The sequence below is a fragment of the Microvirga sp. Mcv34 genome (assembly GCF_024519725.1).
GTDB lineage: Bacteria > Pseudomonadota > Alphaproteobacteria > Rhizobiales > Beijerinckiaceae > Microvirga.
Map to the genome: position 1 here is coordinate 1 of NZ_JALJRK010000026.1, position 25,241 is coordinate 25,241.

Here is a 25,241-nt window from a genome sequence, read left to right on the forward strand (position 1 = left end):
TGGCCCATGGCGTTCATGGTGTGGTGCGACTTGTGGCAGTGGATCGCCCAGTCGCCCGGCGCATCGGCGACGAACTCAAAGGCCCGCATCTGCCCGACCGCCACGTCAACCGAAACCTCGGGCCAGCCGTTGTCAACCCAGCCACCGTCCGTGCCGGTGACCTTGAAGTCGTAGCCGTGCATGTGGATCGGGTGGTTGGTCATGGTCAGGTTGCCGAAGCGGACGCGCACCTTGTCGCCCTGGCGCACCACGAGCGGGTCGATGCCGGGGAACACGCGCGTGTTCCAGCACCAGAGGTTGAAGTCCGTCATCTCGTTGACCCGGGGCACGTACGAGCCGGCCTCGATGTCGAAGGCGTTGAGCAGGAACACGAAGTCGCGGTCGACCCGGCGCTCGGCCGGATCGCGCGGATGGACGACGAAGAAGCCCATCATGCCCATCGCCATCTGCACCATCTCGTCCGAGTGCGGGTGGTACATGAAGGTGCCGGACTTCTGCAGGACGAACTCGTACACGAAGGTCTTGCCCGGCGGGATGTGCGGCTGGGTCAGGCCGCCGACGCCGTCCATGCCGTTGGGCAGGAGCTGGCCGTGCCAGTGCACCGCCGTGTTCTCCGGCAGCTTGTTGGTGACGAAGATGCGGACCTTGTCGCCCTGCACCGCCTCGATGGTCGGCCCCGGGGACTGGCCGTTGTAGCCCCACAGGTGGGCCTTCATGCCGGGTGCCATCTCGCGCACCACGGGCTCGGCGACGAGATGGAACTCCTTCCAGTCACCGTTCTGGCGCCAGGGCAGCGTCCAGCCGTTGAGGGTGACGACGGGCTGGTAGTCCGGGCCGCTCTTGGGATAGAGCGGCGGCTGCATGGTGGCCTCGGTCATGGTCGGCGCCTCAGGCAGGCTGGCGGCCTGGGTGCGCCCGCTGATCATGGAGGCTCCGGCGAGGGCCAAGCCTCCGGCGCCGAGAAAGCCTCTTCGCGATACGGTCATTGGTGGTCTCCTCAGGTGTTTCAGTGGCCGCCGGCGGCGGCTTCCCCGCCGGCCGCGGCCGTTGTGGTTTCTCCGCCGCCGCCACCGCCCGCCAGGCCGCCGACGAGGGCCGCCTTGAGGTCGGTGGCAGCGATCCAGAAGTCGCGGCGGGCGTTGATCGCATCGACATTGCTCAGGATGCGGGTCCGGGCGTCGATGATGAGCTGAGTCACGTCGACGAGCATGCCGCTGTACTGGAGCAGGGCCTCATCCTGGATCCGCTTCTGCAAGGGCAGAACGCGGTTCTGGTAGTGGCGGGCGAGGTCATGCTTGCCCCGGTAGACCATGTAGGCCTCGCGGGCTTCGGACCGGACGTTGACCGCCCGCTCCGCCAACCGGTTCGCGGCCGCCATGTAGGCCTCCTGAGCCCCCCGGCGGGTCGACTGGCCGAAGTCGAAGATCGGGATCGTGAAGGAGGCCTCGATGCCGCGGGTCCGGCTTTTCTCCTTCTCGATCTCGACGCCTTCCTCGGAGATGACCTTGCTCTTGCCGAAGCTCGAGCCCTCGACCAGCTCGATGTCGCTGACGACGCTGTTGACGACGTCGAGGCTGTACTGGCCCGCAACGGCGTTGAGGTCGTTGCGCAGAGCCTGCAGGTCGACGCGCCGGACCAGAGCCTCGCTCTCGACGTCCTTCTGGCTCGCCAGTCGGGATGGCAGCGGCGGCAGGTTCGTGGGCAGGGTGAAGTTGATGTCGCGGCCCCAGAGGCCGAGCTGACGGATCAGGCGCTCGCGCTCGACCTTCTGGTCGATGCGGGCCTGCGCGAGCTGAGCGCCCAACTCCTGGTAGAACGCATGCTCGCGGGCCTGCTCCAGCTTGTTGAGGGAGCCGGTCTCTCCGAGCTGCTTGGCCAGCTGAGACGCTGTCTCGGCCGTGGCGAGGGCTTGCTGCAGGAAGGCGACCTGCTGGTTGGCCGCAATGGCTCGGTAGTACTGCCGACGCGCCTCCGCCCCAAGAGCCAGCACGGCTTCGGCCGTCCGGAATTGGGCGGCGCGGAATTCCTGCTGGGCCACGGCCGAACGCTGCGGCAAGGTCGCGAGTTCGTACAATCCGATCAGAAGCTGCCGCTCGACTTCGAAGGATGCACCCCCGAGCAGTCCGCTCCGCCCCAGGACAACCCGCGGAGAGGGGGGCAGGCTGGCCTGCACGTAGGTGGCCTCGGACACGCCGAGGTCGTTGAAGGCCGCCTGCAGCCCTCTGTTCTTCAGGAACGCGATCTGGACGGCCGCGTCCGGCGTCAGCGGGCGCTTAAGAAGCGCCTCGACCCGCTGCTGAGCCCCGACGGCCTCGGCCTCGTTCGTGATCTTGCCGACATCCTTGTTGAGTTCGGTGTAGGCGACGTTCTGCGCCACCGAGAGGCCGCCATCCTGTGAGAACCCTACACAACCTCCAAGGAATAGAGTGAGAGCAACGCCCCCGAGCAGCCCCAGCCGTGGCATCGAACTTGTCGTGCATTCTTGTTCATTCATTGCGTTGTCTTTCCTGCGCGTGCGTTGCCACGCCGCCCCCAGGCGGTCGGTATGTTATGTTGGCTGTCCACCGGTCACCGCCCGCGCCGGGCAGCGTCGTCTGAGTCACCCCGCTCCGGGTTCGCCCCTGGCGCGACCCGCCGATTGAGCTCACGCCAGTCCAGAGGCTCGACAACGTCGTAGTTCTGGATGCCCGCCGTCACGGGCGAATAACCGGGGTCTCGGATATCAGCATTGATACTGGAAGGTGCTACCAGGTAGGTGGGAGGGGTCGTGGGCACGCAGGCGCCCAGACCGAGTCCAAGGGCGGCGAGAGGTACTAGCTTGATCATTGGGGCCGTCTCCGGACGGACCTCGGCAGTGCAGTCAGAAGGGGGACTTGGGTGATGACGGCAACGAGGCCGTCGCCCACAGCAGGTCTGACGTTCTGATCGCGACTGGGAGGAACCCGTTTCGAGCTTCAGGACGGTCGCAGCCGGCTCTCATGAGCGGACGCGACTATTCGTGCGGGCGTCAGTTCGCCCGCGCCTGGCTCAGATGGTTCGTGGGGGCCTGTCGAGGCCGCCGACGGTGATTTCCTCGACCTGCTCGTCACGGGCAAGGACGGTGGAAGCCTCGGATACGGCCGGGGAGTACAGGCTTGGCGCCACACTCGCTTGGAAGGCATGGCATGCGCCCATGCTGCAGCAGATCAGGCCGACGCAGTCCTGCGTGTCAGGATTGGTATCGGCCGCAACGGTCCACGCGGAAGCATCGCAAGACGCCGTCGTATCGGCATGTTCATGGTCTCCCTCGGAGTCAGCATGCTCATGTACGTCGGCCGCTGCTGCGGCATGCCGATGTGCAGCCTGCGCAGCCGCCTGCGGCCCGGAGATCGGAAAGATCGCCATGGTGATCGCAAGCAGCGCAACAATGATGGTGCCCATCAGCCGCAAGGGAGGGAAGCTCCTGTTCGTTGGTATTGGATATGTGTCATGAAAGTTCGGATTAGACAAGCGGAAGCCGGATGGGCGGGGATTGAGATCTAACGGAATGGAATGAAAGGTCGGAGCCTGATAATCCACCCCTGGGACAGCTTTCCGAAGGGCTTAGGGCTTCCCACCGTGGCAAGGTCAAGCGCCTAGAATGGACGAGCGCTCATCTTGCCTGCGACAAACTGCAGCCAAGGCTGCCGCGCCACCTTGCATCGCTGTGGTTCAGCAACTGCTTTATATCGCCAGGCTTGATGTCTATAGGATGGTTTGGAGGCAGTAGACCCGCATGACGGCCGCTAAAATTTCGGTGTGGGATCCGATTATCCGCATTATCCACTGGCTGCTCGCCGCTGCGGTCCTCTTCAACTGGTACACAGACCAGCCTCTGTGGCTTCACACTTGGACTGGTTATCTTGCTGCCGTCCTTGTCGCCTCCCGTGTGCTTTGGGGGTGCATCGGTCCGGAAAATGCACGGTTTGCAAGTTTCGTTCGCAGACCACAGGTGATTATCGATTACCTCGCGGGCTTGGTCCGATTCTCGTCTAGGCGCTACCTCGGTCACAGTCCGGCCGGCGGTGCCATGGTTGTGGCGCTACTGATAATGGTTGCGGCGACAGCAGGCTCCGGCATGGCTAGCTTGGCCGCAATAGAGGGACGTGGGCCGTTATCGGCGGTGATCGAGAGGGTACCTCCACCCCGTGCATTGGGCCAGAGACGGCCCCCGCCTTTGATCTGCGGCATCCACCAAGTGCTGGGGAATGCCACGCTTGCTTTGGTTGTCCTCCATGTCGCGGGCGTTGTCCTGGCCAGTTGCGCCCATCGTGAGAACCTCATGGCAGCGATGATTACCGGACGCAAACGCTCCAAGTGAGCGCCGGTCAATCAGGATGGCCGGCGCGAGCGCCTTTGCTTTCTGTGTGATCCGGCAATCATCGCATAAGCCTGCCCCAGCGCAGAGCCGGGCGTTGGCTCTGATGCGAGGACCTCGAGCGCGCAGACAAGGTGTTCAGCGATATCAAGGCGGTCTTCCGCAAAGGCCGCTTTGAGGGCCGCCAGGATCTTTCGTTCAAGTGAATGGCAGGCGGCCATGGCTCCCCCACTGATAGCCTGAGACAGATAGTGCGCACGCCAAATGCGAGCCCCACTCGGGACAGGGTCTCTGACAGTATTCTGCACCTTGTCACTGTTGTAAGGTCAAGCAGTATCCGAGAGCAGAGGTTCGCGGTTCCGTGAGGCGCAACAGCCGTGCTGGAGGAACTGCCCTTGAGATCATGCGAGCTCTGAGGGGAAAGTCTGCAAGCTCAAGATGGCGCCACTTTTGCTTTCGGGAAGTTGGGCATTCCGCTTACGACGGGCTGTGGATCGACCACTGTCACTACTCGATCTACGATGGGGCGGTGACCATCTTGCTGGACAATGGACTTGAGAAAGATTTCGCTCTTTCAAAACGGAGAGGGATCCTTTTCATCGAGGAGACCTCCGTCTCATGCACATGATGAAGTCTGGGTGAGAGGGTGCAAGTCACGGTCAAGCACACGCGAAACGTGCTCCTGAAGGAGACCCATTGATGGTTAGAAGGTCGACCCGTCCTACCTTTAAGCTCACAGGCGCTCCGTTCGAGGGCGATGGAGCCCAACGGCTCAACCGGCATAAACGGAGAGTTGCGGCGGGCCGGTTCAGGCGTGGCCGTGCGTCCGCCGATCCACTCACTGTCTTCCTGCGGACCAGGCAGGGGCTCCTCTGGATTGTCGGTGGCGGCCTGCTCTTCGCGGCGGCGCTCTATGGGATGCATCTCGCCAGGATGTGAGGCAGGGCGACCGGCCCGTTCGGCTGATGGGATCGGATCATGGGTTCTGACAGTGTTATTCACCCTCTCTGACCCGAGCCGGAGCGCCCACCGTAGGCATCGCGGCATCTGCGGGCGTCTATCGGCGAGCTAGAGATCTGTGACACGGAATTGCCGATATTCGGCACCTATAGTATACCCCCCTATCTTACTCGAACAGGCGGGGAGCTGCATCGTGTCCCACACAACTAAAGACAAGGCGAAGTTGCTGGCGAGGGTGCGCCGGATCCGTGGTCAGGTCGAGGCGGTCGAGCGCGCCCTGGAGGCAGATATCGGGTGCGCCGACGTGCTGATGCTCGTCGCTTCAGTGCGGGGAGCGGTCAACGGCCTTACCGCCGAGTTGATGGAGGAGCACATCCGGCATCATGTGGTCGACCCGGCCCGCGAGCCAGATGCCGACCGCGCCCGCGGCGCCCAAGAGCTGATCGATGTGGTCCGCACCTACCTGAAATGAGCCGCCGCTCCCGCACACACGAACCCCACAGGTGAAACCGATGCACGGCCCTTCCTCGCAGTCCTTGCAGCACGAGCATGTCTTCCTGGGCGACAACCACGAGCGTAACGAGCGCCGGACCTGGTTCGTGATTGCCCTGACCGCCACCATGATGGTGGTCGAGATCGTCGCCGGGACCATCTACGGCTCGATGGCTCTGGTGGCTGACGGCTGGCACATGTCGACGCATGCCGCGGCCATGCTAATCAGCGCCTTAGCCTACTTCTACGCCCGCCGTCACGCCCACAATCCGCGCTTCACCTTCGGGACCGGCAAGCTCGGCGATCTCGCCGGCTTCGCCAGCGCCATCATTCTCGCCCTCATTGCGCTATTGATCGGGTGGGAGAGTGTCTTGCGTCTCGCTAACCCCATTCCCATCGACTTCGGGCAAGCGATCGCCGTCGCGGCCATTGGCCTAGTCGTGAACCTGGCGAGCGCGTGGCTGCTCAAGGACGACCACCACCATGGTGGGCACCATCACCATCATGGACACGGTTATGATCATGGCCATCATCACGGGCATCACCATGGCCACGGCTCGCACCATGAGCATGACCACCACGACCACTCCCATGCCGGAGGACGCGACAACAACCTCCGGGCCGCCTATCTGCATGTCCTAGCGGACGCGCTGACCTCTGTGCTGGCCATCGTCGCCCTGTTGGCCGGCAGCGTTTATGGCTGGCTCTGGCTGGACCCGTTGATGGGTATTGTCGGCGCACTGGTGATCGCCCGCTGGTCATGGGGGCTCATCCGCGATGCCGGCGCCGTCCTCCTCGACGTGATCCCCGAAGGCGAGGAGCTCCCGGACGAGATCCGGGAGGCTCTTGAGGGCGAGGGGGATAAGATCACTGACCTGCACGTCTGGCAGGTCGGGCCTGGACATCACGCGGCAATCATCTCGCTGGCGTCGCCGACCCCTAAGGCACCATCAACATACAAGGACCGGCTTTCTCATCTTCACGAGCTATCGCATGTGACTGTCGAGGTTCAAGCTCTACCGGCATGATATGACGTTGGCCTGTCTTCTTGGCCATCTTCAACCCTCACGCCTGCGCAGACTCGTCGCCGTGCTGTAAGCGCATACCTTCGTCAACGGCACGAGTTTGCTGAGCGGAGAGGGCGTGTGGTCACAATCTCAAATCGCCGGATCCCATCCCCCGAGACAGGCCCGTACGATTAGGTCTGGGTCAAGTCTCAGATCGATCACAACTGGTTCTGCACAGCGGTGTTGCTCGCGACAGGTTTCAATATTGTAGTGATCAGGCCTGCGCCTGTAAAATGAGGCCGCCGCTACGCCAGATAGGAGTGCAAAGCGCGATCAGCGTTGTCCGGGCGCCAGACATGGGGGATCAGAAATTACAAGATTTTCAGTCGACCTGTGGACGAGACGGGCCCGGCGTTAAAAGCCTTTGCTGCAGTGACCAAATCAGTGCTCATATCAGCGGCATCTATCTTCAGAGTTCTCCGTCACGGCGCGGATGACCATAAACAGACTTCCAGGCGAGTCCGGCTAGACATTTCGGCGTCCGAGTGCGAGGGCATCATATTGCTCTGGCATGACTTCCGGGGCTCTAATCTTTCCTTGTGGGCGCTGGGGTCAACCATATCTTCTTGAGGCCCGCGCTTTCCTCCGATTGTCAGATACACGGCACAAGACGCAGTCACGGCCAAAATGATCGACAGAGACATGATCACCTCTACAGGACAAGGGCTGCCTCTACGCAGGATCGTCCCCGGCAGACCCATTTGATTACCGGGTGACATTTACAGATTGGCAGCTACGAAGAGGTGACATCCGTATTACGAGTTGTTCATGTTTTGGGGCAGGGCGGCTGGCGCTGTTATAATGCGGCCATGAGGCACAGAGAGTCTGCACGGACGCCTGCCAGGTTCAGGCGGCAACACAAAATGCAGCGTTCCCCTTTGTTGCCGCGCTAAGGCGATGCAGATGCGCCGTCGGGAGGAGTGGCAGGAGCGGGCACAGCGAACATGGTGCGGACGTTCGAGAGGATTGAGGAGAGCTCCTGCAGCCCTTCCGCTGAAAGAAGGTCGCGCATACTCCGCTCTCGTCAATGCAGTGGCAGGTAGGACTTGCACGTCCGGTTATCGACGCTCATGCGCGAGGGATGCCTGCCTGCCAGTATCGCCTGGCAGTTGCGCCTTCCAGGTTAGGTTCGGCAGTTTTGCGATGTCGCCGGGACCAAACAGGTGAGAATCCCGCAGGCGCTGCTCAAACGCTCAACTGAGTCGGCCTGTCTCGCAGCCCGAATGAGCGGAACTCCATCCCAGAGCAATCAAGTTCGACTGACGTCACTCGCGTCAGAGACCGCCTGGAGGACCGAGGTCCGACCTGTCGGTGAAACGGGAGTAACGGAACGGCCGGGCATCGACCAGGGGCGTATCTCCGGAGATGATGTCGGCGGCGAGGTGACCTGCGGCCGGCCCTAGTCCAAAGCCGTGACCGCTGAATCCGGCAGCAACGAAGAACCCCGGCAGTGATGGGATCTGCGATATCACGGGCGTGGCATCAGGGGTGCTGTCGATCCAAGCTCCCCACGTTTCCGCGACCTCTACATCTGCGAGGGCCGGGTAGAGTGCCTTCGCACGCGCCAGCGTCAGGTGAGCCATCTTTTTGTCTGGCGCGGGATCAAGCACCCTGATGCGTTCGAAGGGTGAGACTTGATCGAAGCTCCAGCGGGCGATCGCTGAGGGCCCTTCAAAGAAGGAGCGGCCGATCCCGAAATGCAGCGCCTTCAGATGTTTGCGGAACATCGGGATGAACTGAGTGGCATAGCGGATCCCTTGAGGCGTGACCTCGAGGGTCCCACGACCGCTGATCGCGATAGAGTACCCGCCATCCAAGCGCCGGGTGAAGGCGACCTCGGGCGTGTAGAGGCCCCCCTGGACAATGTCGGCCGTCGGCTTGGTCCGGAGGATCGTGGTCCTTACACTCGCCTGCGGCAGGTTCACTCCATGCCGCCGGCAGAACATCGAGGCCCATGCGCCGCCGGCGCAAAGAACTGCGTCCGCCCGGATCAGCCCTTTCTCGGTGATAACTCCCGTGACCTTGCCGTTGGTAATATCCAGCCCGCGAGCAGCGCAGTCCTGGAAGACAAAGGCTCCGTTGCCGCGGGCGCCCAGTGCCAGGGCCGGGGCGGCAAGTGACGGCTCAGCCTTTCCGTCGGTCGGGGAATAGACGCCTCCGATCCAGTTTGCCGTGCTTCCGGGCGTCATGGCTTTGGCTTCCGCGGCACTCAGCATCCTGGTGTCGACGCCGAACTGACGTGCGACCGTTCTCCAGCGCTCCCATTGCGCAATGTTCTCGGGCAACGCCGTGGCATAGACGAGACCGCTGCGCCGGAAGCCCAGATCCTGGCCGATCTCCTCAGCCAGCCCGTCCCAAAGCTGCATTCCTTTTATGGCGAGCGGAAGCTCCCGGGCGTCCCGGTTCTGCTGCCGGCACCATCCCCAGTTCCGGCTGGACTGCTCGCCACCAATCCAGCCTTTCTCGACGAGCGCGACCTTGAGCCTCCGCTTCGACAAATAATAGGCTGCGGCGGCGCCGATGATGCCTCCGCCAACCACGACCACATCAGCCTTCTCAGGCAGCTTTTCATCGCTGGGGATTGGGTGAACGACAGGAGACATGGCCTTACTTTTCCTACTGAATCCAATGCTGTGCAGACAGCCTTACGCTTCTTGCGGCATGAGACGCGAGTGCTGGCGGAGCTGCTTTCCAGGTTTATGGTGAATTCGACAATTCATGCCTACCAATCCTCCAACATGCCACCCATAGAGCCAGTTCGAGAGCCCCATGGTTCGAGGGTGCGTCAACAAAGGCGCTCCGCCAGCCTCTCGAGGACCGCCTGACACTCCACCAGCTCACTTTCCAGGATAAACTCATTGGCCCGATGCGCCCTGGCGATGTCACCAGGGCCGCACACGACGGCAGGAATGCCAGCCTGTTGGTAGAGCCCGGCCTCCGTCCCGAAGCTGACGGCGCCCGCGTTGGGCTTGCCGCTGATGCTCTCCGCCAACGCCACAAGCGGATGATCGTCGCGCAGGTCGAGGCCCGGATAGCTCGACAGGATCGTCGTCTCCACCTGATAGCCTCCCTCGGCGACCAAGCGCTTGGCCGCGCTCTCCACCGGTGCGAACAGGGACATCGGCTCGACACCCGGGATGGCACGGATCTCCATGTCCAATGCGCAATTCCCGGGGATGACGTTCACCGCGGAGCCACCGGAAATCACCCCTGCCTGGAGCGTCGAGTATGGAGGCTCGAACATAGGGTTGAACGGGCCTTCCTCAGCGTGACGCGCCGCCTCGTCTCGAATGCACGCGATGATGTCGGTCATGCCGTGAATTGCGTTTAGACCGAGCTCGGGTCTGGAGGAGTGACCGGGTCGCCCGGTAACGGAAAGGCGCACCGCCATTTTGCCCTTGTGCCGCAACACAGTGCGCATGTTCGTGGGCTCGCCCACGACGCAGCCGGCTGGTGGAGCGCACAGGGAGGGGATGCGCTCAATCAGGTGCGGCATGCCGCGGCATCCGGCCTCTTCATCATAGGAAAATGCAAGATGGATCGGCTTGTTCGGACGCATTTCTAGGAATGCGGGCACTGCAGCCAGCATGCAGGACACGAAGCCCTTCATGTCCACTGCCCCTCGTCCTATCAGCTGCTCGCCTTCTTGTTTGAGGGCGAACGGATTGCTCGTCCACGTTGCTTCCTGCGCGGGTACCACATCCGTATGCCCCGAAAGGACATAGCCCCCAGCAACAGAAGCATCGCCTATCGTGGCAAAGAGATTGAAGCGGTCGCCCTCGGGACCGGCGATGATGGTGGATGAGACATTGCGCTCGGCAAGCCAGCCTCGAATAAAGTCGACGATTGTACCGTTGGCGGTTCCGACGACGGATGGGATGGCGACAAGCTGCGCGAGTATTTCCTTCGCATTCATCCAGACGTCCTCCAGCGCGACGCGCCGTTGTGCGGGGTTGCCTCAGCGTAGTGTGTTCGTGCGGCAAACGATGCTGAAGTGTCGGCTATGAACGGTAGGATATGCTTCTGCCAGCACGTGGGGCGAGAAGTGCGTTCCTGCTGAGGCCCATTTGATCCTGTGCAGGGGCCCCTTAGAGACGATCGGCGATACCAAGTCGGCGTGAAGGAGCGCCAGAAATCACCGGCGCCCCCACGCCGCTCAGGGCAGATGGTGCCCCCAGGGCCGCGGTGAAGGGCAGGAGTGGTCACGTTGGGACCGGAGTGCTCCCCGAGTATTCGGCTCCCGCACGGAAGGCCGATTATTCCTCGGCGCTGACGAGCGATGAAAGTGGATAGTATTGCTTGATGAACGGTGACTTGATGACGACATAGCTGAAGTACTTCTCGATCCCGATATTCATCTCCAGAAGCCGCTCGACAATTTCCTGATAGTGCACGACACCCCGGGTGACGAATTTCAACATGTAGTCATAGCCACCGCTCACAAGATGGCATTCAACGATCTCATCGACGCGTTGAATGGCTGCCTCGAAGGTGCTGAAGTCGGTATGACGGTGATCCTTAAGCGTGACCTCCGTGAAGACTATCAAGGCGCCACCGAGCTTCGCGAGGTTGAGCTGGGCATGATAGCCGGTGATAAACCCCGCTTGCTGCAAACGCTTCACCCGCATCAGGCATGGGCTTGGCGACAGATGAACAGCTTCGGCGAGTTCCACATTGGTGATCCGCCCGTTTTTCTGCAACTCCGCCAAGATCTTGATATCGATACGGTCGAGACCATGCGACGGAGGCATCCAGATACCTTTCAGTTACGGCACGCCAGAGAAGGAACCCGTTTTTAGCCGGGGTTCTGGGTCTCGTCAAAGGAACGAGACCCAAACTGGTGCCATATTCCGATAGGATCTTGGTCCTTTGACACCTCAGGCCGCCGCCTTGCCGATCTCGCTGAAGCCAAGGAGGTCATCCAAGGTCTTTCTCGTCCGTTCCAAGAGGAGGGCGATGTCGTCCTGCGAGCAGCAGAGCGGAGGCGCAAAGCCCAGGGTGCCATCGCCGAAGGCGCGAATGATCAGACCGTTGGCATAGGCTGTTTCGAAGAGCTTCTCGCCGATTCTGACCGAAGGATCGAACTTGGCCTTCGTGTTCTTGTTGCTGACGATCTCCAGGGCCGCAAGCATGCCGCGCCCTCTGGCTTCGCCGACAAGCGGGTGGTCCTCAAGAGCCTTCAACCCGGCGATGAGCGCTTCTCCAGACCGGCGGCCCTGCTCTATCAGTCCGCCTTCCGTATAAAGCGCGATTGCCGCGAGCCCGGCAGCAGCGCTCACCGGGTGGCCGGAATAAGTAAATCCATGGCCGACTGCCATGCCGCTCCGAGCCGAGGCATCCGCAATGACCGAATAGATGGACTCCCGCATCATCACCGCGCCCATGGGCAAATAACCTGAGGTAAGACCCTTGGCCATGGTCATCAGATCCGGCACGATGCCCTCGTGCTCGCAGGCGAAGATAGGGCCGGTTCGCCCGAAGCCAGTGATCACCTCGTCGGCGACGAAGAGGATGTCGAGCTCGGCGCAAAGATCGCGCATGGCCTTGACCCACCCTTCGGGCGGAACGATCACGCCCCCCGAACCCTGGATCGGCTCGCAGTAGAAGGCGGCCACCTTCTCGGGGCCTCCGAGCTCGGTGACCTTCGCCTTGAGGGCTTTCAGTGACGCCGCGATGATGGTCGGGCCGTCGCTTCCGACCGGATTGCGGTAGGGATATGGCGAAGGGATGCGGTGCTGCCAGGCGAGCGGAACGTCGAAGCCGGCATGGAACAGCGGAAGCGCGGTCAATCCAGAGCCGGTCGACGAAGAGCCGTGATAGCCCTGCTCGAGGGTGATGAACTGCTTCTTCTCCGGTTTGCCGAGCGCGTTGAAGTAGTACCGAATGAACCGGATCGTGGTGTCGATGGCGTCTGATCCGCCAAGAGTGAAATAGACGCGGTTAAGATCGCCTGGTGCCAACTCCGCCAGTCGCGCGGCAAGCCGGATCGGGGTTTCCGCGCCGAAGTGGAAATAGCCCGTAGCGTATTGAAGCTCCTGAAGCTGACGGTTGATGGCCTCGATGATGGTCGGCTGGCCGTAGCCGGCATTCACGCACCACAGGCCGGCGAAGCCGTCGAGCAGCCGGTTGCCGGCGGCATCGCGCACGTAGGCGCCTTCGCCGGACGCAATGACGGTTACGCCACGCGCCTCATGCGCCCGGTAGGGCGCGACAGGGTGAATGAGATGCTGGCGATCAAGTTCGACAAGAGAGTTGCTGAGCATGGGATCTGACCTCTGCTGTAATGACGCTTGATGGGATCAGCCGAGCGCCTGGTTGATCAGGGAAAAGGCGCGCGGCCCGTTTTCTTCACGATGAGGCTTGTGTCCCCGCACCATGCTGACCACCTCGTCGACCTGCGGCAGGCCCTGCTCGGAAAGCCATTCGGAGAGGCCGGTCTCCACCGGGACATCCGCTCGCAGGAACTCCGTACGGTGTTCGTTCAGGAAGGAGCCGATCAACGCCTTGGCGTCGTCAGTTTCCGTCGCGATCGTCGGGCCAATGACGTAGCCGCGGCCAAAGCGCCGGAAGAAGGAGAAGCCTTCTACCTGTCCGTCCCGCTCCAGCACCAAGCCCACAGCGCTTTCCATGAGGGCATCAAGGGCAGCCGTTCGATCCATGCCTGTCGCGCGGGCATCGAGCCGTTGGAGAGCGGGACGGTCGTCTTTGGCCAGCGGCCGCAGCCGGGACCCTGCGGGAACCGAGACGTCCTGCGGCTTGCTTCCGGCAATCTGATGCTGGCGCACGGTGCCGACCGCTTCAAAGCCCAGCTTCTCATAAAGCGGCAGGCCCGCCTGCGTTGCGATGAGGACGAGCGACCGCTCGCCTGCATCGGTCAAGGCACGGTCCATGAGAACACGGCCGATGCCGCGACCCTGCAGTTCGGGCGAAACGATGATCATCCCCACGGTTGCGAATGAGTCACCCTGGGGCCACCAGCACCCGGTCCCGCGCAGACGACCGTCCTCGATGGCGCCGACGCCGGATCCGAGTTGCATGATGAACTTCCAGTCTTCCAGCCTGTGCGGCCACCCGACAGCTTTGGACAGCGCGTGGGCGTCTTCCAGGTCTGCGGGTGCAAGGTCGCGATAGATTAGGTGCGCCATATATCCGGGGCCTTTCTCCACATGAGGGTGGCTCCCCAGATGATACGAAACGGCTGAAAAACATTCTTCCGGAGTTCACGCGACAAAAGCATATTTCGTGTCGCCGCACCGGGGCCGCCGCATATTCTGCCAGGACTCGCGCCTTGAACGTCGATCGGCGGCGGGGCGATGGCCTCAAAAAGGCCTCCGGGCGTACCGGGGATATGATCGGTGACCTGCTGCGGCGCCTCTAGCCTCGGCGCGGCAAGCCTCAACTCATGGGACCGTGTTTCAGGGGAGTGGTCAGCTCTGCGCAGTGCCCCAGCGCATGCGCTGGGGCTCCGATAGTTGGCCACCGATGGTCAGGCCATCTTGAGCGACGCTTGCAGCGGGGGCGGCTCGGCGGGAGTTTTCTCCCGCCATGTGCCAAAGAAGCCGAGGAGGCGCAGGGCGTTTAATGTGACGAGAACCGTTCCGCCGGTGTCGGCCACGATCGCCATCCAGAGCCCGGTTGCCCCGGTCACGGTCGTCACCAGGAAGATCGCCTTCAGGCCCAGAGCGATGCCGATGTTCTGGCGGATGGTGGCCATCGTGGCCCGGGAGAGGCGAACGAGGGAGGCAATGTCTGTGACGCGGTTTCGCAACAGAGCGGCATCCGCAGCCTCCAGAGCCACATCGGTCCCCGAGCCCATGGCGACGCCGACGTGAGCGGCCGCAAGGGCAGGAGCATCGTTGATGCCGTCGCCGACCATCACAATATGCCGGCTTTGTGCGATCGAGCGGACCGTCTCGGACTTGTCGCTGGGCATCATCTCGGCCTGGACGTTCACGCCGAGCTTGCGGCCGATGGCCTGACCCGTGCGGATGTTGTCGCCCGTCAGCATGAGAACGTCGATGCCGAGGCCCTTGAGTTCGGCCAGACCCTTCTGCGCGTCGGCGCGGGGCTCGTCGCGGAAGGCAAGGAGGCCGGTGATTGCACGCCCCTTCACTACGACCGCGACGGTCTTGCCCTGCTCTTCCAGGTCTGAGATGTGCCGGGCCAAGCGGGCATCGACGGCGGCGCGCTCGGCCGCAAAGCGGGGCGCTCCAATGAAGACGGTGTCCGTTCCGACGGAGCCCTCCATGCCCCGTCCCGGGAGGGCGCGGACGTTGGCGGCTTCGACGAGCGAGACCCCGTCCTTCTCGGCCCGCGCCGCCACGGCCTGGGCGAGGGGGTGGTTGGATTCGCGCTCGATGGCTCCGGCGAGGGCAAGAACCTCGGTTTCTGTGGAGCCCACAGGAACCACGTCCGTCACGAACGGGCGGCCCAGGGTCAGGGTGCCGGTCTTGTCGAAGGCGACGACCTGTGCCTTAGCGAGGCTTTCCACGACGGCGCCGCCCTTCACGAGGAGGCCGTGGCGAGCCGCGGTCGAGAGGCTCGACGCGATCGCGGCCGGCACCGAGATGACGAGCGCGCAGGGGCAGCCAATCAGCAGCAGGGTGAGTCCGCGATAGACCCAGGTCGTCCAGTCACCGTCGAGAAGCAGGGGAGGGACAACAGCCACGAGAGCGGAAAGCCCGACGATGAGCGGCATGTAGAGCCGGGAGAACTTGTCGATGAACCGCTCGGTCGGCGCTTTGGCTTCTTGAGCTTCTTCGACAAGAGCTATGATGCGCGAGATCATGTTGTCCTGCGCCGTGCGCTCCACCCGCACGCGGATCGCCGCGTCGTGGTTGATCGAGCCGGAGAAGATCTCGGCGCCGGGCTCCTTGAGCTTAGGAACTGACTCGCCGGTGATCGGCGATTCGTCCACGCTCGAGATGCCGTCGATCACCTTTCCGTCCGCCGGCACCCGGTCGCCTGGGCGCACCTGGACGATCTGTCCGATCCGCAGGGCTTCCGCGGAGACCTCGCGCAGCTGGCCTGCATCTTCGACAACGGCGGTCTTGGGCACGAGGGCGCCGAGCGCCTTGATGCCAGCCCGGGCCTTATTGGCGGCGACGCCTTCGAGCACTTCGCCGACAGCAAAGAGGAACACGACGATGGCGGCTTCTTCCGCTGCGCCGATAAACAGGGCGCCGATGGCAGCGATGGTCAGCAGCATCTGGATCGTGAAGGGAGCGCCAGCCATGGCCGCCATGACGGCGCGCTTGGCGACTGGAGCGGCGGCGACGACGGTTGCGAGAATGAAGACCCAGTAGGATGCCTGCGGTACCACCACGCTTGCCACATAGGCTAGCACGACCAGCAGCCCCGATGTCGCCGCGACTTGAGCCTTCGAAGTTTGCCACCAGCTTGGAGCAGGTTTTTCCATGCCCTTCGAAGTGATGGTTTCGGCCGGAGCCGAGGCGCTGCGAAGGAGGCTCGGCGGATAGCCCAGGTTCCTGATCTGGCTTTCGATAGCTGTGATCTGCGTCTTGGTTTCGTCGAGCACCAGCGACAGTGTTTCGTTGGTGATGGAGACCTTGAGGCCGGAGACACCCGGCAGGCGCTCGATGGCCGTGCGAATCGTCGCGGCGCAGCTGCCGCAATCCATCCCTTCAACCTTCCACATCGCCGAAGCCGCGGCGGGAGCAGCATGCTCGTTATGTTGGTCATGGTGATCATGGCTGCAGCACGCCCCATGGGCATGATCATGCTTGTGGGCGGCGGCGTGATCGTGAGGGGCTTTCATCCGATTCCTCGTTGAGGCGATAGGTTGCGGGTTGACATCGGATGCCCAACCTAATTCCTCTAGTAACTTCAGGTTCAAGAGGGAATTTCATGCCGGAGCGAACTTTTTCAATCGGCCATGTCTCGTCCGCGACCGGATGCAAGGTGGAGACGATCCGCTTTTATGAAAGCATCGGTCTGCTGCCTGAACCTGAGCGCACCGAAGGTAATCAGCGCCGCTACCTTGCCAAGCATATCGACCGCCTGAGGTTCATCCTTCATGCGAGGGAGCTTGGCTTGGCTGTCGAGGCGATTCGCCAGCTCATCGCATTGGGCGAAAACCCTGCGGCGTCGTGCGAGCAGGCCGACGAGATCGCACGTCAGCAGCTCCAGCTGGTTAGGGACAAAATCGCCCGACTCACGCAGCTGGCGGAGGAACTGGAGCGGATCGTGGCAAGCTGCAGCGGAGAGCGGATCGCAGATTGCCGCGTCATGGAGGTGCTCGCCGACCACAGCCACTGCGATCATGGGGATAGGCGCGGCAACGTGAGGTCCCGAGCATAAAAAAAGCTGCAGGCCGTAGCCTGCAGCAAGTCACCCGATTGGGTTCCAGAGGACCACATCGCTCCGCGAACCCGGCGGACCTGCCGCTCGGGAGACGGAGCGATAGGGTAGTGTGATCAGGCGTGAGCCGGGGTCGGCGTGTAGCCGGCGACCGTGATAATGTTGCTGATCTGGGCCAGGTCAGCAGCGCCCTCGACGGAGACGAGGCGGGCCTCCGGATCGGCAGTCACCTTCGTGCCCGGGATCGAGCTCTCGATGGCGCTCTTGATCGTGCCGGCGCAATGGCCGCAGGTCATGTCCTCAACGCGGACGGAAATGCCGGCGCCGGTCGCGGCCGTGGAAACCTGGTCGTTGGAATGCTGGTGGCTGCTGCACATGGGATGCTCCTTTGCGAGGTTGATGCCGGGACACTGCAGGTTTCCCACATGGGAAGGTCAAGTGTCTTTTTTCGGGCTGCGAACTGAAAATTCCCGTGGGCCGAATTCGTCGTTTTAGCGCTTGACCTTACCCCAGTGGGAAGCTTTATGGATTCGTCCGTCTCGTGATCAAAGGATTATGCCCGTGGCGGACAAGCTGTCATCCCTCAATGCCTCGACCTCGCAAATCCTAGGAATTCCCATCTCGGGAATGACCTGCGCCTCGTGCGTCGGGCGCGTGGAAAAAGCCATCCGTGCCGTCGAGGGCGTGCAGAGCGTTGCGGTTAACCTCGCCACCGAGCGGGCCCAAGTAACCACTGCGCCAGGCATTCAACCCGAGGCCGTCTTGAATGCCATCCGGAACGCGGGTTACGAACCGCGCGAGGAGAACGCCGACCTGTCGGTTCACGGGATGACGTGCGCATCTTGCGTGGGACGCGTCGAGCGCGCACTGAACGCGGTGCCGGGCGTACTGGGAGCGTCCGTCAACCTCGCCACGGAGCGGGCGCACATCCGCTACGCAGGCGGCGGCGACGTGCTGGCCGCTGTCATCGCTGCGGCCGAGAAGGCCGGTTATCCCGCTGAGCAGGTGCGCACCGACGCTGCTCAAGGCGACCGCGAGAAGGAAGCCCGCGCCGCCGAGATCACGCGTTTGCAGCGCTCCCTCATCGTTGCCGCCATCGCGACCATCCCGTTGCTCGTCTTCGAGATGGGCTCGCACATGATCGAGGAACTGCACCACTTCCTGGCCGGCAACATCGGCGAGCGCAACATCAAGCTCATCTGCTTCGTCCTCGCCACCATCGTTCAGTTCGGTCCGGGACGCATCTTCTATGTGAAGGGCTGGCCCGCCTTGCTGCGTGGTGCCCCGGACATGAATTCCCTGGTCATGCTGGGCACCAGCACGGCCTACGGCTACTCTGTAGTCTCGACCTTCGTGCCGTCCGTGCTGCCGATCGGGATGGATTACACCTATTATGAAGCGGGAGCGGTGATCGTCACCTTGATCCTACTCGGACGCTTCTTCGAAGCGCGGGCAAAAGGCCGCACCGGCGACGCAATCCGGCGCCTCATGACCCTGCAGGCGAAGACCGCACGGGTGATCAAGGATGGTCGGGAGCAGGATGTGCCAGTCGAAGTCGTCCGCGTGGGCGACATCGTGGTGGTTCGCCCGGGTGAACGGGTACCCGTGGACGGCGAAGTGATCTCCGGTTCCTCCTTCGTCGACGAGTCCATGATCACTGGCGAGCCGATTCCAGCTCAGAAGAATGTCGGCGCCAGCGTTGTCGGCGGCACGGTCAACAAGACGGGCGCGTTCCAGTTCCGAGCCGCGAAGGTGGGAAGCGATACCGTGCTCGCACAGATCGTGCGCACCGTCGAGGCGGCGCAAGGCGCCAAGCTTCCAATCCAGGCCATCGTCGACAAGGTGACGATGTGGTTCGTCCCGGTGGTCATGGCGCTGGCCGCCGTCACCTTTCTGGTCTGGCTCGCCTTCGGTCCCGAGCCGGCTCTCAGCTTCGCGCTCGTCAACGCGGTCGCGGTTCTGATCATCGCCTGCCCCTGTGCCATGGGCTTGGCGACCCCGACCTCGATCATGGTGGGTACCGGCAAGGCCGCCGAGCTTGGCATCCTGTTCCGCCGGGGCGAGGCCCTTCAGGCCCTGCGCAACACGAAGGTGATTGCCCTCGACAAGACAGGAACCCTCACCAAGGGCCGTCCGGAACTCACGGACCTCCAGGCTGCCCCAGGCTTCACCGAGGATGACGTGCTGACCCTCGTGGCTTCCGTGGAGACGCGGTCCGAGCATCCCATTGCCGAGTCAATCGTCGCCGAGGCACGCCGTCGTGGCCTTGCCCTGGCGGAACCCGAGACCTTCGATGGCAAGCCCGGCTTCGGTGTCGTGGCGAAAGTCAGCGGACGCGAGGTGGTGGTCGGCGCAGATCGTCTCATGGCTCAGCGCGGGCACGACCTCGGCATCTTTGCCGCAACGGCGGAGCGCTTGGCCGGGCAGGGCAAGTCGCCTCTCTATGCGGCTGTGGACGGGCGCCTTGCCGCAATCATCGCAGTGGCCGACCCCATCAAGGAGACTACGCCGGCGGCTCTCGAGGCGCTTCGTGGCCTTGGTCTGCGGATCGTCATGATCACCGGAGACAACCGCCGCACGGCTGATGCTATCGCACGGACCCTAGGCGTGGACGAAGTGGTCGCCGAGGTGTTGCCGACCGACAAGGCCGACGTGGTCAAGCGCCTGCAGAGCGGCGGTGCGGCGGTGGCCTTCGTGGGCGACGGCATCAACGACGCCCCGGCGCTGGCGCAGGCCGATGTGGGCCTCGCCATCGGCACCGGCACGGACATCGCCATCGAGAGCGCGGATGTGGTGCTCATGTCGGGCGACCTCCGCAACGTGCCCAACGCGATCGCCCTCTCGCAGGCGACGATCCGCAACATCGGACAGAACCTGTTCTGGGCGTTCGGCTACAATGCCGTGCTGATCCCGGTGGCTGCCGGCGCGCTTTACCCCACGTTCGGGATTCTGCTCTCCCCGATGGTGGCGGGCCTAGCTATGGCGCTCTCCAGCGTGAGCGTGCTCAGCAACGCCCTGCGTCTGCGCAGCTTCTCCCCGCCGGTGAGGACCGGTGAGGAGCGGCGGGCGGTCCTGCGCCCGGTGCCAGCGGAGTAGGGGGGCGTCATGAGTTTCACCGTCACCGTCGCGAACACCTCCTCAACGTTTGAGGTTGCCGAAGACACCACAATCATCCAGGCGGCCGTAGCCTCCGGAGTAGCCTATCCCTACGGTTGCCAGGTCGGCCGCTGCGGGACCTGCAAGTCCCGCCTCATCGACGGCGAGGTCGATCACCTCCCGCATACGCCGTTTTCCCTCACGGAGAAGGACAAACAGTCGGGCTTCATTCTGGCCTGCCGATCCCGACCGCGCTCCGACTGCATCGTTGCCTGGCTCGGGAGCGACACGGCCGACCATCCTCTGCGCCAGGAGGCGGGACGGGTGGTGCATCTGGAGCGCGCGGCGCCGGACATCACGATTGTGCATATGCGGCTTGAGGAAGCGGTTCCGCTCAGGTTCTCCGCAGGACAGTATGCTGAACTTACGTTCCCCGGCTGTCCGCCGCGGCACTACTCCATGGCCAACCAGCCAGGCTCGGACACGCTCGAGTTCCATGTGCGGCATGTCCCCGATGGTTCAACGAGCGGCTATGTGGCCCGAGCCCTGAAGGTGGGCGATCCGGTCTTCCTGCGCGGCCCGGTCGGGACCGCTCATCTTCGGCCCCGCCAGACAGGACCCATCGTCGCCGTGGCCGGCGGGTCGGGGCTGGCGCCAATCCTGTCCATTCTCGGCGCAGCCTCCGCCCTCCAACTGACTCAACCGATCCGCCTGTATTTCGCGGCGCGGACGAGGGAGGACCTCTATCGGGAGGAGCAGATCCGCGCCCTGACGGAGAACAATTCCAACATCGCCTATACGCCAGTCGTGGCCAATGAAGGCGGGGGTGGGGGCCGGAAACGGCTCCGTGAGGTCCTTGAGAAGGACTTGGTCGACCTGCAAGGATGGCGAGCTTATCTCGCGGGCTCGCCGCAGCTGGTTGATGGCGTCACGGAAATCCTGGTGGGCCGGGGACTCGCCCCTGAGCACTGCCATGCAGATGCCTTCTTCACAGAGGCCGAGAAGGCAAGCATTCTAGAGGCCTCCTAACGTCTGATCACGAGCATATGCGATGAACATTGGTGAAGCAGCGCAAGCCTCCGGCGTATCGGCCAAGATGGTGCGGTATTATGAGAGGATCGGGCTTATCCGCCCCGCGACACGGACGGAAAGCGGCTACAGGGTCTACAACGATGAGGATGTCCATACCCTGCGGTTCGTCCGGCGCTCGCGGGGCCTAGGCTTCTCCATAGAGGAAACGGCAGAGCTTCTGGCCCTCTGGCGCGACAGGGGACGCGCGAGCGCGGACGTGAAGTCCTTCGCGCTCAAACATTTGAAGGATCTGGAGGCCAAGATCGAATCGCTGCAGTCCATGTGCCGGACGCTTCGGCATCTGGCGAGCAACTGCCATGGAGACGGACGGCCTGACTGTCCGATCCTCGACGATATCGCGGCATTCGGGCCGGGCGACAAGGAGGCAAAGCGCACGAAGAGCATGACGAACTGTAACCATTCGCACTAACGTGTGCCGCCTGCCTCCAGGCCGAAGGGAACGACTCTGGCGGCCCTTCGCAGAATGCTTGAGAGCGCAGCAGCGAGGGCGGGATGGTAAGGTCGAGCAGCGCGCAACGGTGATCGTGTGCGTGCTGTACGTCCGTAAGATTTAGTATTGCTTCGGCAGGGAAGCCCGTGGTCCTCCGCCGTAGTCGACGCGAATCGCCTCTGCGGCTGGAGCAGCGTCGCGACAAGATCAAGTTCACTTCCAACCGCGTCAAACACCAGGTCACCGCGACAAAGCAGACGGAAAAGTGACATCCCCGTCCACCGCGTCGCCCGTGCATTAGACCGTCTGCGCATCGGGCCTTACATGTCCTGGCTACAGGTGACGGCACATAACCGAAATGTCACCCCAACGCCACCGTTCTGCTGAAAGTTTAGGCTTCGTTTACCTGTGTGCCTAAATTATGCAAGCCATGTGCTGCTTGCATAAGCAAACCGCATTCCAGGCGCTTCTTTTTTGCACTGCAGCGAATAGATGTCTGACCAGCAATTATCCCTTCCTGGTCGATGGACCTGAATGCGTCATTCGGTGTTCACACAAGCTCGGCTAGGAGTTATGTCGTGCTAAAGGCAGCAGAGATCATGTTTCTATCGGTCATCATCGGCAAGCTTCGCTCCTCGGCCAAGCGTTGGAAGGCGGCTCGCGAACTGCGCAGCCTCAACGGCCGTGAGCTTTCGGAACTCGGCCTCACTCGGGGGAGCCATCAGGACTTTGCCGGAGGCGCGGCCTGGAGGAGCCTGCATCAGATCGTGCTGGAAAGCCGCTGATCCGGCAGTCTGAGCTCGGCTCCCGGCGAGCCAGCTTGTGATGATGTTATAGACGCAACGAGTGGGAGGCTGATCCGTCGTCAGCCTCCCACTTCGTTTCTGTACCTTCCGAAAGAACGCCGCAGCCTATGAGATGCCGCCGATGTGGAAGGTTTTGGCCGCGAGATACTCTTCGATGCCGAGGTGGGATCCTTCGCGTCCGATGCCGGACTGCTTGATCCCCCCGAACGGCGCGACCTCCATCGAGACGGAACCCGTATTGAGGCCTACCATGCCCACCTCGATGCGCTCGGCGACACGCCAGGAGCGGTTGAGATCGTTGGTGTAGAAGTAGGAGGCGAGCCCGTAGGGCGTGTTGTTGGCCATGCGGATCGCCTCGTCTTCCGTCTCGAAGCGGAACAGCGGCGCAACGGGCCCGAAGGTTTCCTCCTGGGCCAGCCTCATGTCCCATCCGGCGTCCGTCAGGACGGTGGGCTCGAAGAACCGGCCGCCGAGCGGGTGGCTCCTGCCGCCGACCAAAGCACGTGCGCCCTTATCGAGTGCGTCCTCGACATGCTCCCGAACCTTGGTCACGGCGGCGCCGTTGATCAGCGGACCAATCGTGACATTGCCGCTCAGGCCACTTCCGACCTGAAGGGCCTTGACGGCCTCGCCGACGCGCTCGGCGAAAGCATCGTAAATCTTGGCATGAACGAGAACCCGGTTTGCACAGACGCATGTCTGCCCGCCATTCCTGAACTTGCTTGCCATCAGGCCCGCTACGGCCGCATCCAGATTGGCGTCCTCGAACACGATAAAGGCCGCATTGCCGCCGAGCTCGAGGCTCACGCGCTGAATGTTCTGCGCAGCCTGCTCCATCAGCAGCCGGCCGATCTTGGTTGATCCTGTGAATGAGATCTTGCGCACCGTCGGATTTCCCGTCAGCTCCGCTCCGATCTCCTGCGGCATGCCGGTGACCACGTTGAAGACCCCGGCCGGAATGCCCGCTCGCTCCGCAAGGGCCGCGAGGGCCAAGGCCGAGAAGGGCGTGAGTTCCGAGGGCTTCACGATGATGCTGCAGCCTGCCGCCAGAGCAGGCGCGCACTTACGCGTGATCATCGCGTTGGGGAAATTCCAGGGCGTGATCGCTGCGCACACGCCCACCGGCTGCTTGAGCATGATGATGCGGCGGTCGGCGGTAGGGGCGGGAATCGTTTCCCCATAAACCCTGCGCGCCTCCTCGGCAAACCAGCGCACGAAGCTGGCGCCGTACTGGATCTCGCCGCGCGCCTCGGCGAGAGGCTTGCCCTGCTCCAGGGTCATGATGGCGGCCAGCTCCTCGATATGCTCCAGAATGAGCTGGTTCCAGCGCAGGAGGAGGTCCGCGCGCTCCGCTGCACTGGTTTCACGCCAGCGGCTCAAGCCCTCCTCGGCGGCGATGATGGCTGCGCGGGTGTCGGCGCCGGAGAGGTCGGGAACATGCCCGATGATCTCTCCTGTCGCCGGATTGTCGACGGGGACCGTGCGGCCCGACTTCGCTGAGATCCACTGTCCACCGACATAGGCTTTGGTTCGGAATAGCGGGGTGTGCGTCATATCCATGTCGTTCCGGCTCCTCGAGATCTGCCCATGCTAGCGAGGTCCGACAAAAGAGAATTCTTAATTTGACTGCACGACAGCAGGGACACGAGGGAAATCGACGTCACTTCAGCAGATTCGTGAACTGCCAAGGGGCGATCATGTCGCGATGGGTACCGGGTCCATGAATCACAGGATGACAATTCAATCACGGCAGGTCGAGGCTTTCCGGGCAGTCATGCTCACCGGCAGCATGACTGCCGCGGCCGACATGCTCTACGTCACTCAATCCGCCGTCAGTCGCCTCATCCGGGATTTCGAGGCTCATCTTGCCCTGCGGCTCTTCGAGAGGAGAGGGTACCAGGTCATCCCCACGCCCGATGCCGTCACTCTCTTCGCGGAGGTCGAGCGATCCTTCGTTGGCCTTTCGCGGATTGCGGATATGGCCAAGGCGATCAAAGCGAACCAAGCCGGATCGTTACGCGTCGCCGCCATGCCCGTCCTGATGAGCGGCGCCCTGCCCCGCTTCGTCGCCGCGTTCATGCGCAACAGGCCGAACGTACATGTCTCTCTCGTCGGTCTGCCAACCCATCTCGTTGTCGAAGCCGTGACGGCAGGACAGGTGGATCTTGGATATGCGGACAACCCGATCGAGCAGCCGCTTCTCGACGTTGAGCGCTTCGAGGCTGCGGCCGTTGTGATCCTGCCCGAGCATCACAGACTTGCGGCACAGGAGACTATCCGGCCCGCCGATCTCGCCAACGAGGCCCTTATTAGCGTCTCGACGAAAACGCTGTTCCGGTCGCGCATCGATGCGGCTCTCGCGGACGTTCCCCATCGCATCGTCGCGGAGGCGACACTCGCGCAGATCGCCTGCCTGCTGGTGAGCGAGGGGGCGGGGCTCAGCATCGTCAGCCCGTACGCGGCCGAGGAGTTTCTCGGGCGGGGACTGGTGGCGCGGCCGTTCACCACGCGGATCGAGGCAGGATTCATCTCGCTACGCTCTCAGCAGCGCCCTGCCTCGGCTCTCGCCAGTACCTTTCAAGCCGAGTTCGCAGCCCATGCCCGCCGATGGCGTTCCTAGGAGGGGAAGTGCCGGTCATCAC

The 25,241-nt window shown here is 62.9% G+C and carries 21 protein-coding genes; 9 read left to right on the top strand and 12 right to left on the bottom strand.

Going from position 1 to position 25,241, the window contains the following annotated elements:
- The 4 genes from OC446_RS15045 to OC446_RS15060 form a co-directional block, all read right to left on the bottom strand.
- Positions 1-986, bottom strand: a 986-nt coding sequence (locus OC446_RS15045) for a multicopper oxidase family protein (RefSeq protein WP_262029843.1), incomplete at its 3' end; no start/stop codon positions are given.
- A 20-nt stretch (positions 987-1,006) separates the two neighbouring features.
- Positions 1,007-2,377 (bottom strand): TolC family protein, encoded by a 1,371-nt coding sequence (locus OC446_RS15050; RefSeq protein WP_262029844.1) that lies wholly within the window; start codon positions 2,375-2,377, stop codon positions 1,007-1,009.
- 191 nt (positions 2,378-2,568) lie between these two features.
- A complete protein-coding gene (locus tag OC446_RS15055) occupies positions 2,569-2,826 on the bottom strand; it encodes a hypothetical protein (RefSeq protein WP_262029845.1) in 258 nt (85 codons plus the stop codon).
- A 201-nt stretch (positions 2,827-3,027) separates the two neighbouring features.
- Positions 3,028-3,429, bottom strand: a complete 402-nt coding sequence (locus OC446_RS15060) for a hypothetical protein (RefSeq protein ID WP_262029846.1) — start codon at positions 3,427-3,429, stop codon at positions 3,028-3,030.
- Positions 3,430-3,754: 325 nt separating this feature from the next.
- Here OC446_RS15060 and OC446_RS31060 point away from each other — a divergent pair, with 325 nt between their 5' ends.
- From OC446_RS31060 to dmeF, 3 genes are all read left to right on the top strand, one after another.
- Positions 3,755-4,339: a cytochrome b/b6 domain-containing protein gene (locus OC446_RS31060; RefSeq protein ID WP_410055080.1), complete on the top strand. Its 585-nt coding sequence runs from the start codon at positions 3,755-3,757 to the stop codon at positions 4,337-4,339.
- A gap of 1,150 nt (positions 4,340-5,489) precedes the next feature.
- Positions 5,490-5,768: a metal/formaldehyde-sensitive transcriptional repressor gene (locus OC446_RS15065; protein ID WP_262029847.1), complete on the top strand. Its 279-nt coding sequence runs from the start codon at positions 5,490-5,492 to the stop codon at positions 5,766-5,768.
- Between the two features lie 40 nt (positions 5,769-5,808).
- Complete coding sequence (gene dmeF, locus OC446_RS15070; RefSeq protein WP_262029848.1) at positions 5,809-6,816, top strand: CDF family Co(II)/Ni(II) efflux transporter DmeF; 1,008 nt, start codon at positions 5,809-5,811, stop codon at positions 6,814-6,816.
- A 1,313-nt stretch (positions 6,817-8,129) separates the two neighbouring features.
- On the opposite strand, the gene OC446_RS15075 is transcribed toward dmeF, so the two are convergent.
- From OC446_RS15075 to OC446_RS15100, 6 genes are all read right to left on the bottom strand, one after another.
- Positions 8,130-9,458, bottom strand: coding sequence for an NAD(P)/FAD-dependent oxidoreductase (locus OC446_RS15075; protein ID WP_262029849.1), 1,329 nt, complete (start codon positions 9,456-9,458; stop codon positions 8,130-8,132).
- Between the two features lie 182 nt (positions 9,459-9,640).
- Positions 9,641-10,771, bottom strand: a complete 1,131-nt coding sequence (gene argE, locus OC446_RS15080) for an acetylornithine deacetylase (protein ID WP_262029850.1) — start codon at positions 10,769-10,771, stop codon at positions 9,641-9,643.
- A 340-nt stretch (positions 10,772-11,111) separates the two neighbouring features.
- Positions 11,112-11,606: an Lrp/AsnC family transcriptional regulator gene (locus tag OC446_RS15085; RefSeq protein ID WP_262029851.1), complete on the bottom strand. Its 495-nt coding sequence runs from the start codon at positions 11,604-11,606 to the stop codon at positions 11,112-11,114.
- Between the two features lie 126 nt (positions 11,607-11,732).
- On the bottom strand, positions 11,733-13,118 hold the full coding sequence (locus OC446_RS15090; protein WP_262029852.1) for an aminotransferase class III-fold pyridoxal phosphate-dependent enzyme: 1,386 nt from the start codon (positions 13,116-13,118) through the stop codon (positions 11,733-11,735).
- Between the two features lie 36 nt (positions 13,119-13,154).
- Positions 13,155-14,000 carry a GNAT family N-acetyltransferase gene (locus OC446_RS15095; protein WP_262029853.1) on the bottom strand — a complete coding sequence of 282 codons (846 nt, stop codon included), beginning with the start codon at positions 13,998-14,000 and terminating at the stop codon, positions 13,155-13,157.
- 341 nt (positions 14,001-14,341) lie between these two features.
- Positions 14,342-16,513, bottom strand: coding sequence for a heavy metal translocating P-type ATPase (locus OC446_RS15100; RefSeq protein ID WP_262029854.1), 2,172 nt, complete (start codon positions 16,511-16,513; stop codon positions 14,342-14,344).
- A gap of 209 nt (positions 16,514-16,722) precedes the next feature.
- On the opposite strand from OC446_RS15100, the gene OC446_RS15105 reads away from it, so the two are divergent.
- Complete coding sequence (locus OC446_RS15105) at positions 16,723-17,175, top strand: MerR family transcriptional regulator (RefSeq protein WP_262029855.1); 453 nt, start codon at positions 16,723-16,725, stop codon at positions 17,173-17,175.
- A 116-nt stretch (positions 17,176-17,291) separates the two neighbouring features.
- On the opposite strand, the gene OC446_RS15110 is transcribed toward OC446_RS15105, so the two are convergent.
- Entirely contained in the window at positions 17,292-17,552 is a 261-nt protein-coding gene (locus OC446_RS15110; protein ID WP_262029856.1) for a heavy-metal-associated domain-containing protein, read from the bottom strand.
- 178 nt (positions 17,553-17,730) lie between these two features.
- On the opposite strand from OC446_RS15110, the gene OC446_RS15115 reads away from it, so the two are divergent.
- The 4 genes from OC446_RS15115 to OC446_RS15130 all read left to right on the top strand — a co-directional run bounded on the left by OC446_RS15115 (position 17,731) and on the right by OC446_RS15130 (position 22,578).
- Positions 17,731-20,271 (top strand): heavy metal translocating P-type ATPase, encoded by a 2,541-nt coding sequence (locus OC446_RS15115; RefSeq protein WP_410055081.1) that lies wholly within the window; start codon positions 17,731-17,733, stop codon positions 20,269-20,271.
- A 9-nt stretch (positions 20,272-20,280) separates the two neighbouring features.
- A complete protein-coding gene (locus OC446_RS15120; protein WP_262029858.1) occupies positions 20,281-21,300 on the top strand; it encodes a 2Fe-2S iron-sulfur cluster-binding protein in 1,020 nt (339 codons plus the stop codon).
- 22 nt (positions 21,301-21,322) lie between these two features.
- The gene (gene cueR / locus OC446_RS15125) at positions 21,323-21,772 is read left to right on the top strand and encodes a Cu(I)-responsive transcriptional regulator (RefSeq protein WP_262029859.1); all 450 of its coding nucleotides are present in this window, start codon (positions 21,323-21,325) and stop codon (positions 21,770-21,772) included.
- Positions 21,773-22,371: 599 nt separating this feature from the next.
- Entirely contained in the window at positions 22,372-22,578 is a 207-nt protein-coding gene (locus OC446_RS15130) for a hypothetical protein (protein ID WP_262029860.1), read from the top strand.
- A 126-nt stretch (positions 22,579-22,704) separates the two neighbouring features.
- On the opposite strand, the gene OC446_RS15135 is transcribed toward OC446_RS15130, so the two are convergent.
- Complete coding sequence (locus tag OC446_RS15135; protein WP_262029861.1) at positions 22,705-24,159, bottom strand: NAD-dependent succinate-semialdehyde dehydrogenase; 1,455 nt, start codon at positions 24,157-24,159, stop codon at positions 22,705-22,707.
- Positions 24,160-24,331: 172 nt separating this feature from the next.
- On the opposite strand from OC446_RS15135, the gene OC446_RS15140 reads away from it, so the two are divergent.
- On the top strand, positions 24,332-25,219 hold the full coding sequence (locus OC446_RS15140) for a LysR substrate-binding domain-containing protein (RefSeq protein WP_262029862.1): 888 nt from the start codon (positions 24,332-24,334) through the stop codon (positions 25,217-25,219).
- The last annotated feature ends 22 nt before the right edge of the window (positions 25,220-25,241 follow it).

What these genes read in the sequence shown, in the direction of transcription:
- OC446_RS15095 (WP_262029853.1), bottom strand. Translation starts at nt 14,000, where the DNA reads ATGGCGCACCTAATCTATCGCGACCTTGCACCCGCAGACCTGGAAGAC.
- OC446_RS15135 (WP_262029861.1), bottom strand. Translation starts at nt 24,159, where the DNA reads ATGGATATGACGCACACCCCGCTATTCCGAACCAAAGCCTATGTCGGT.
- OC446_RS15110 (WP_262029856.1), bottom strand. Translation starts at nt 17,552, where the DNA reads ATGTGCAGCAGCCACCAGCATTCCAACGACCAGGTTTCCACGGCCGCG.
- OC446_RS31060 (WP_410055080.1), top strand. Translation starts at nt 3,755, where the DNA reads ATGACGGCCGCTAAAATTTCGGTGTGGGATCCGATTATCCGCATTATC.
- OC446_RS15075 (WP_262029849.1), bottom strand. Translation starts at nt 9,458, where the DNA reads ATGTCTCCTGTCGTTCACCCAATCCCCAGCGATGAAAAGCTGCCTGAG.
- cueR (WP_262029859.1), top strand. Translation starts at nt 21,323, where the DNA reads ATGAACATTGGTGAAGCAGCGCAAGCCTCCGGCGTATCGGCCAAGATG.
- OC446_RS15120 (WP_262029858.1), top strand. Translation starts at nt 20,281, where the DNA reads ATGAGTTTCACCGTCACCGTCGCGAACACCTCCTCAACGTTTGAGGTT.
- argE (WP_262029850.1), bottom strand. Translation starts at nt 10,771, where the DNA reads ATGAATGCGAAGGAAATACTCGCGCAGCTTGTCGCCATCCCATCCGTC.
- OC446_RS15105 (WP_262029855.1), top strand. Translation starts at nt 16,723, where the DNA reads ATGCCGGAGCGAACTTTTTCAATCGGCCATGTCTCGTCCGCGACCGGA.
- OC446_RS15115 (WP_410055081.1), top strand. Translation starts at nt 17,731, where the DNA reads ATGCCCGTGGCGGACAAGCTGTCATCCCTCAATGCCTCGACCTCGCAA.
- OC446_RS15100 (WP_262029854.1), bottom strand. Translation starts at nt 16,513, where the DNA reads ATGTGGAAGGTTGAAGGGATGGATTGCGGCAGCTGCGCCGCGACGATT.
- dmeF (WP_262029848.1), top strand. Translation starts at nt 5,809, where the DNA reads ATGCACGGCCCTTCCTCGCAGTCCTTGCAGCACGAGCATGTCTTCCTG.
- OC446_RS15090 (WP_262029852.1), bottom strand. Translation starts at nt 13,118, where the DNA reads ATGCTCAGCAACTCTCTTGTCGAACTTGATCGCCAGCATCTCATTCAC.
- OC446_RS15085 (WP_262029851.1), bottom strand. Translation starts at nt 11,606, where the DNA reads ATGCCTCCGTCGCATGGTCTCGACCGTATCGATATCAAGATCTTGGCG.
- OC446_RS15055 (WP_262029845.1), bottom strand. Translation starts at nt 2,826, where the DNA reads ATGATCAAGCTAGTACCTCTCGCCGCCCTTGGACTCGGTCTGGGCGCC.
- OC446_RS15140 (WP_262029862.1), top strand. Translation starts at nt 24,332, where the DNA reads ATGACAATTCAATCACGGCAGGTCGAGGCTTTCCGGGCAGTCATGCTC.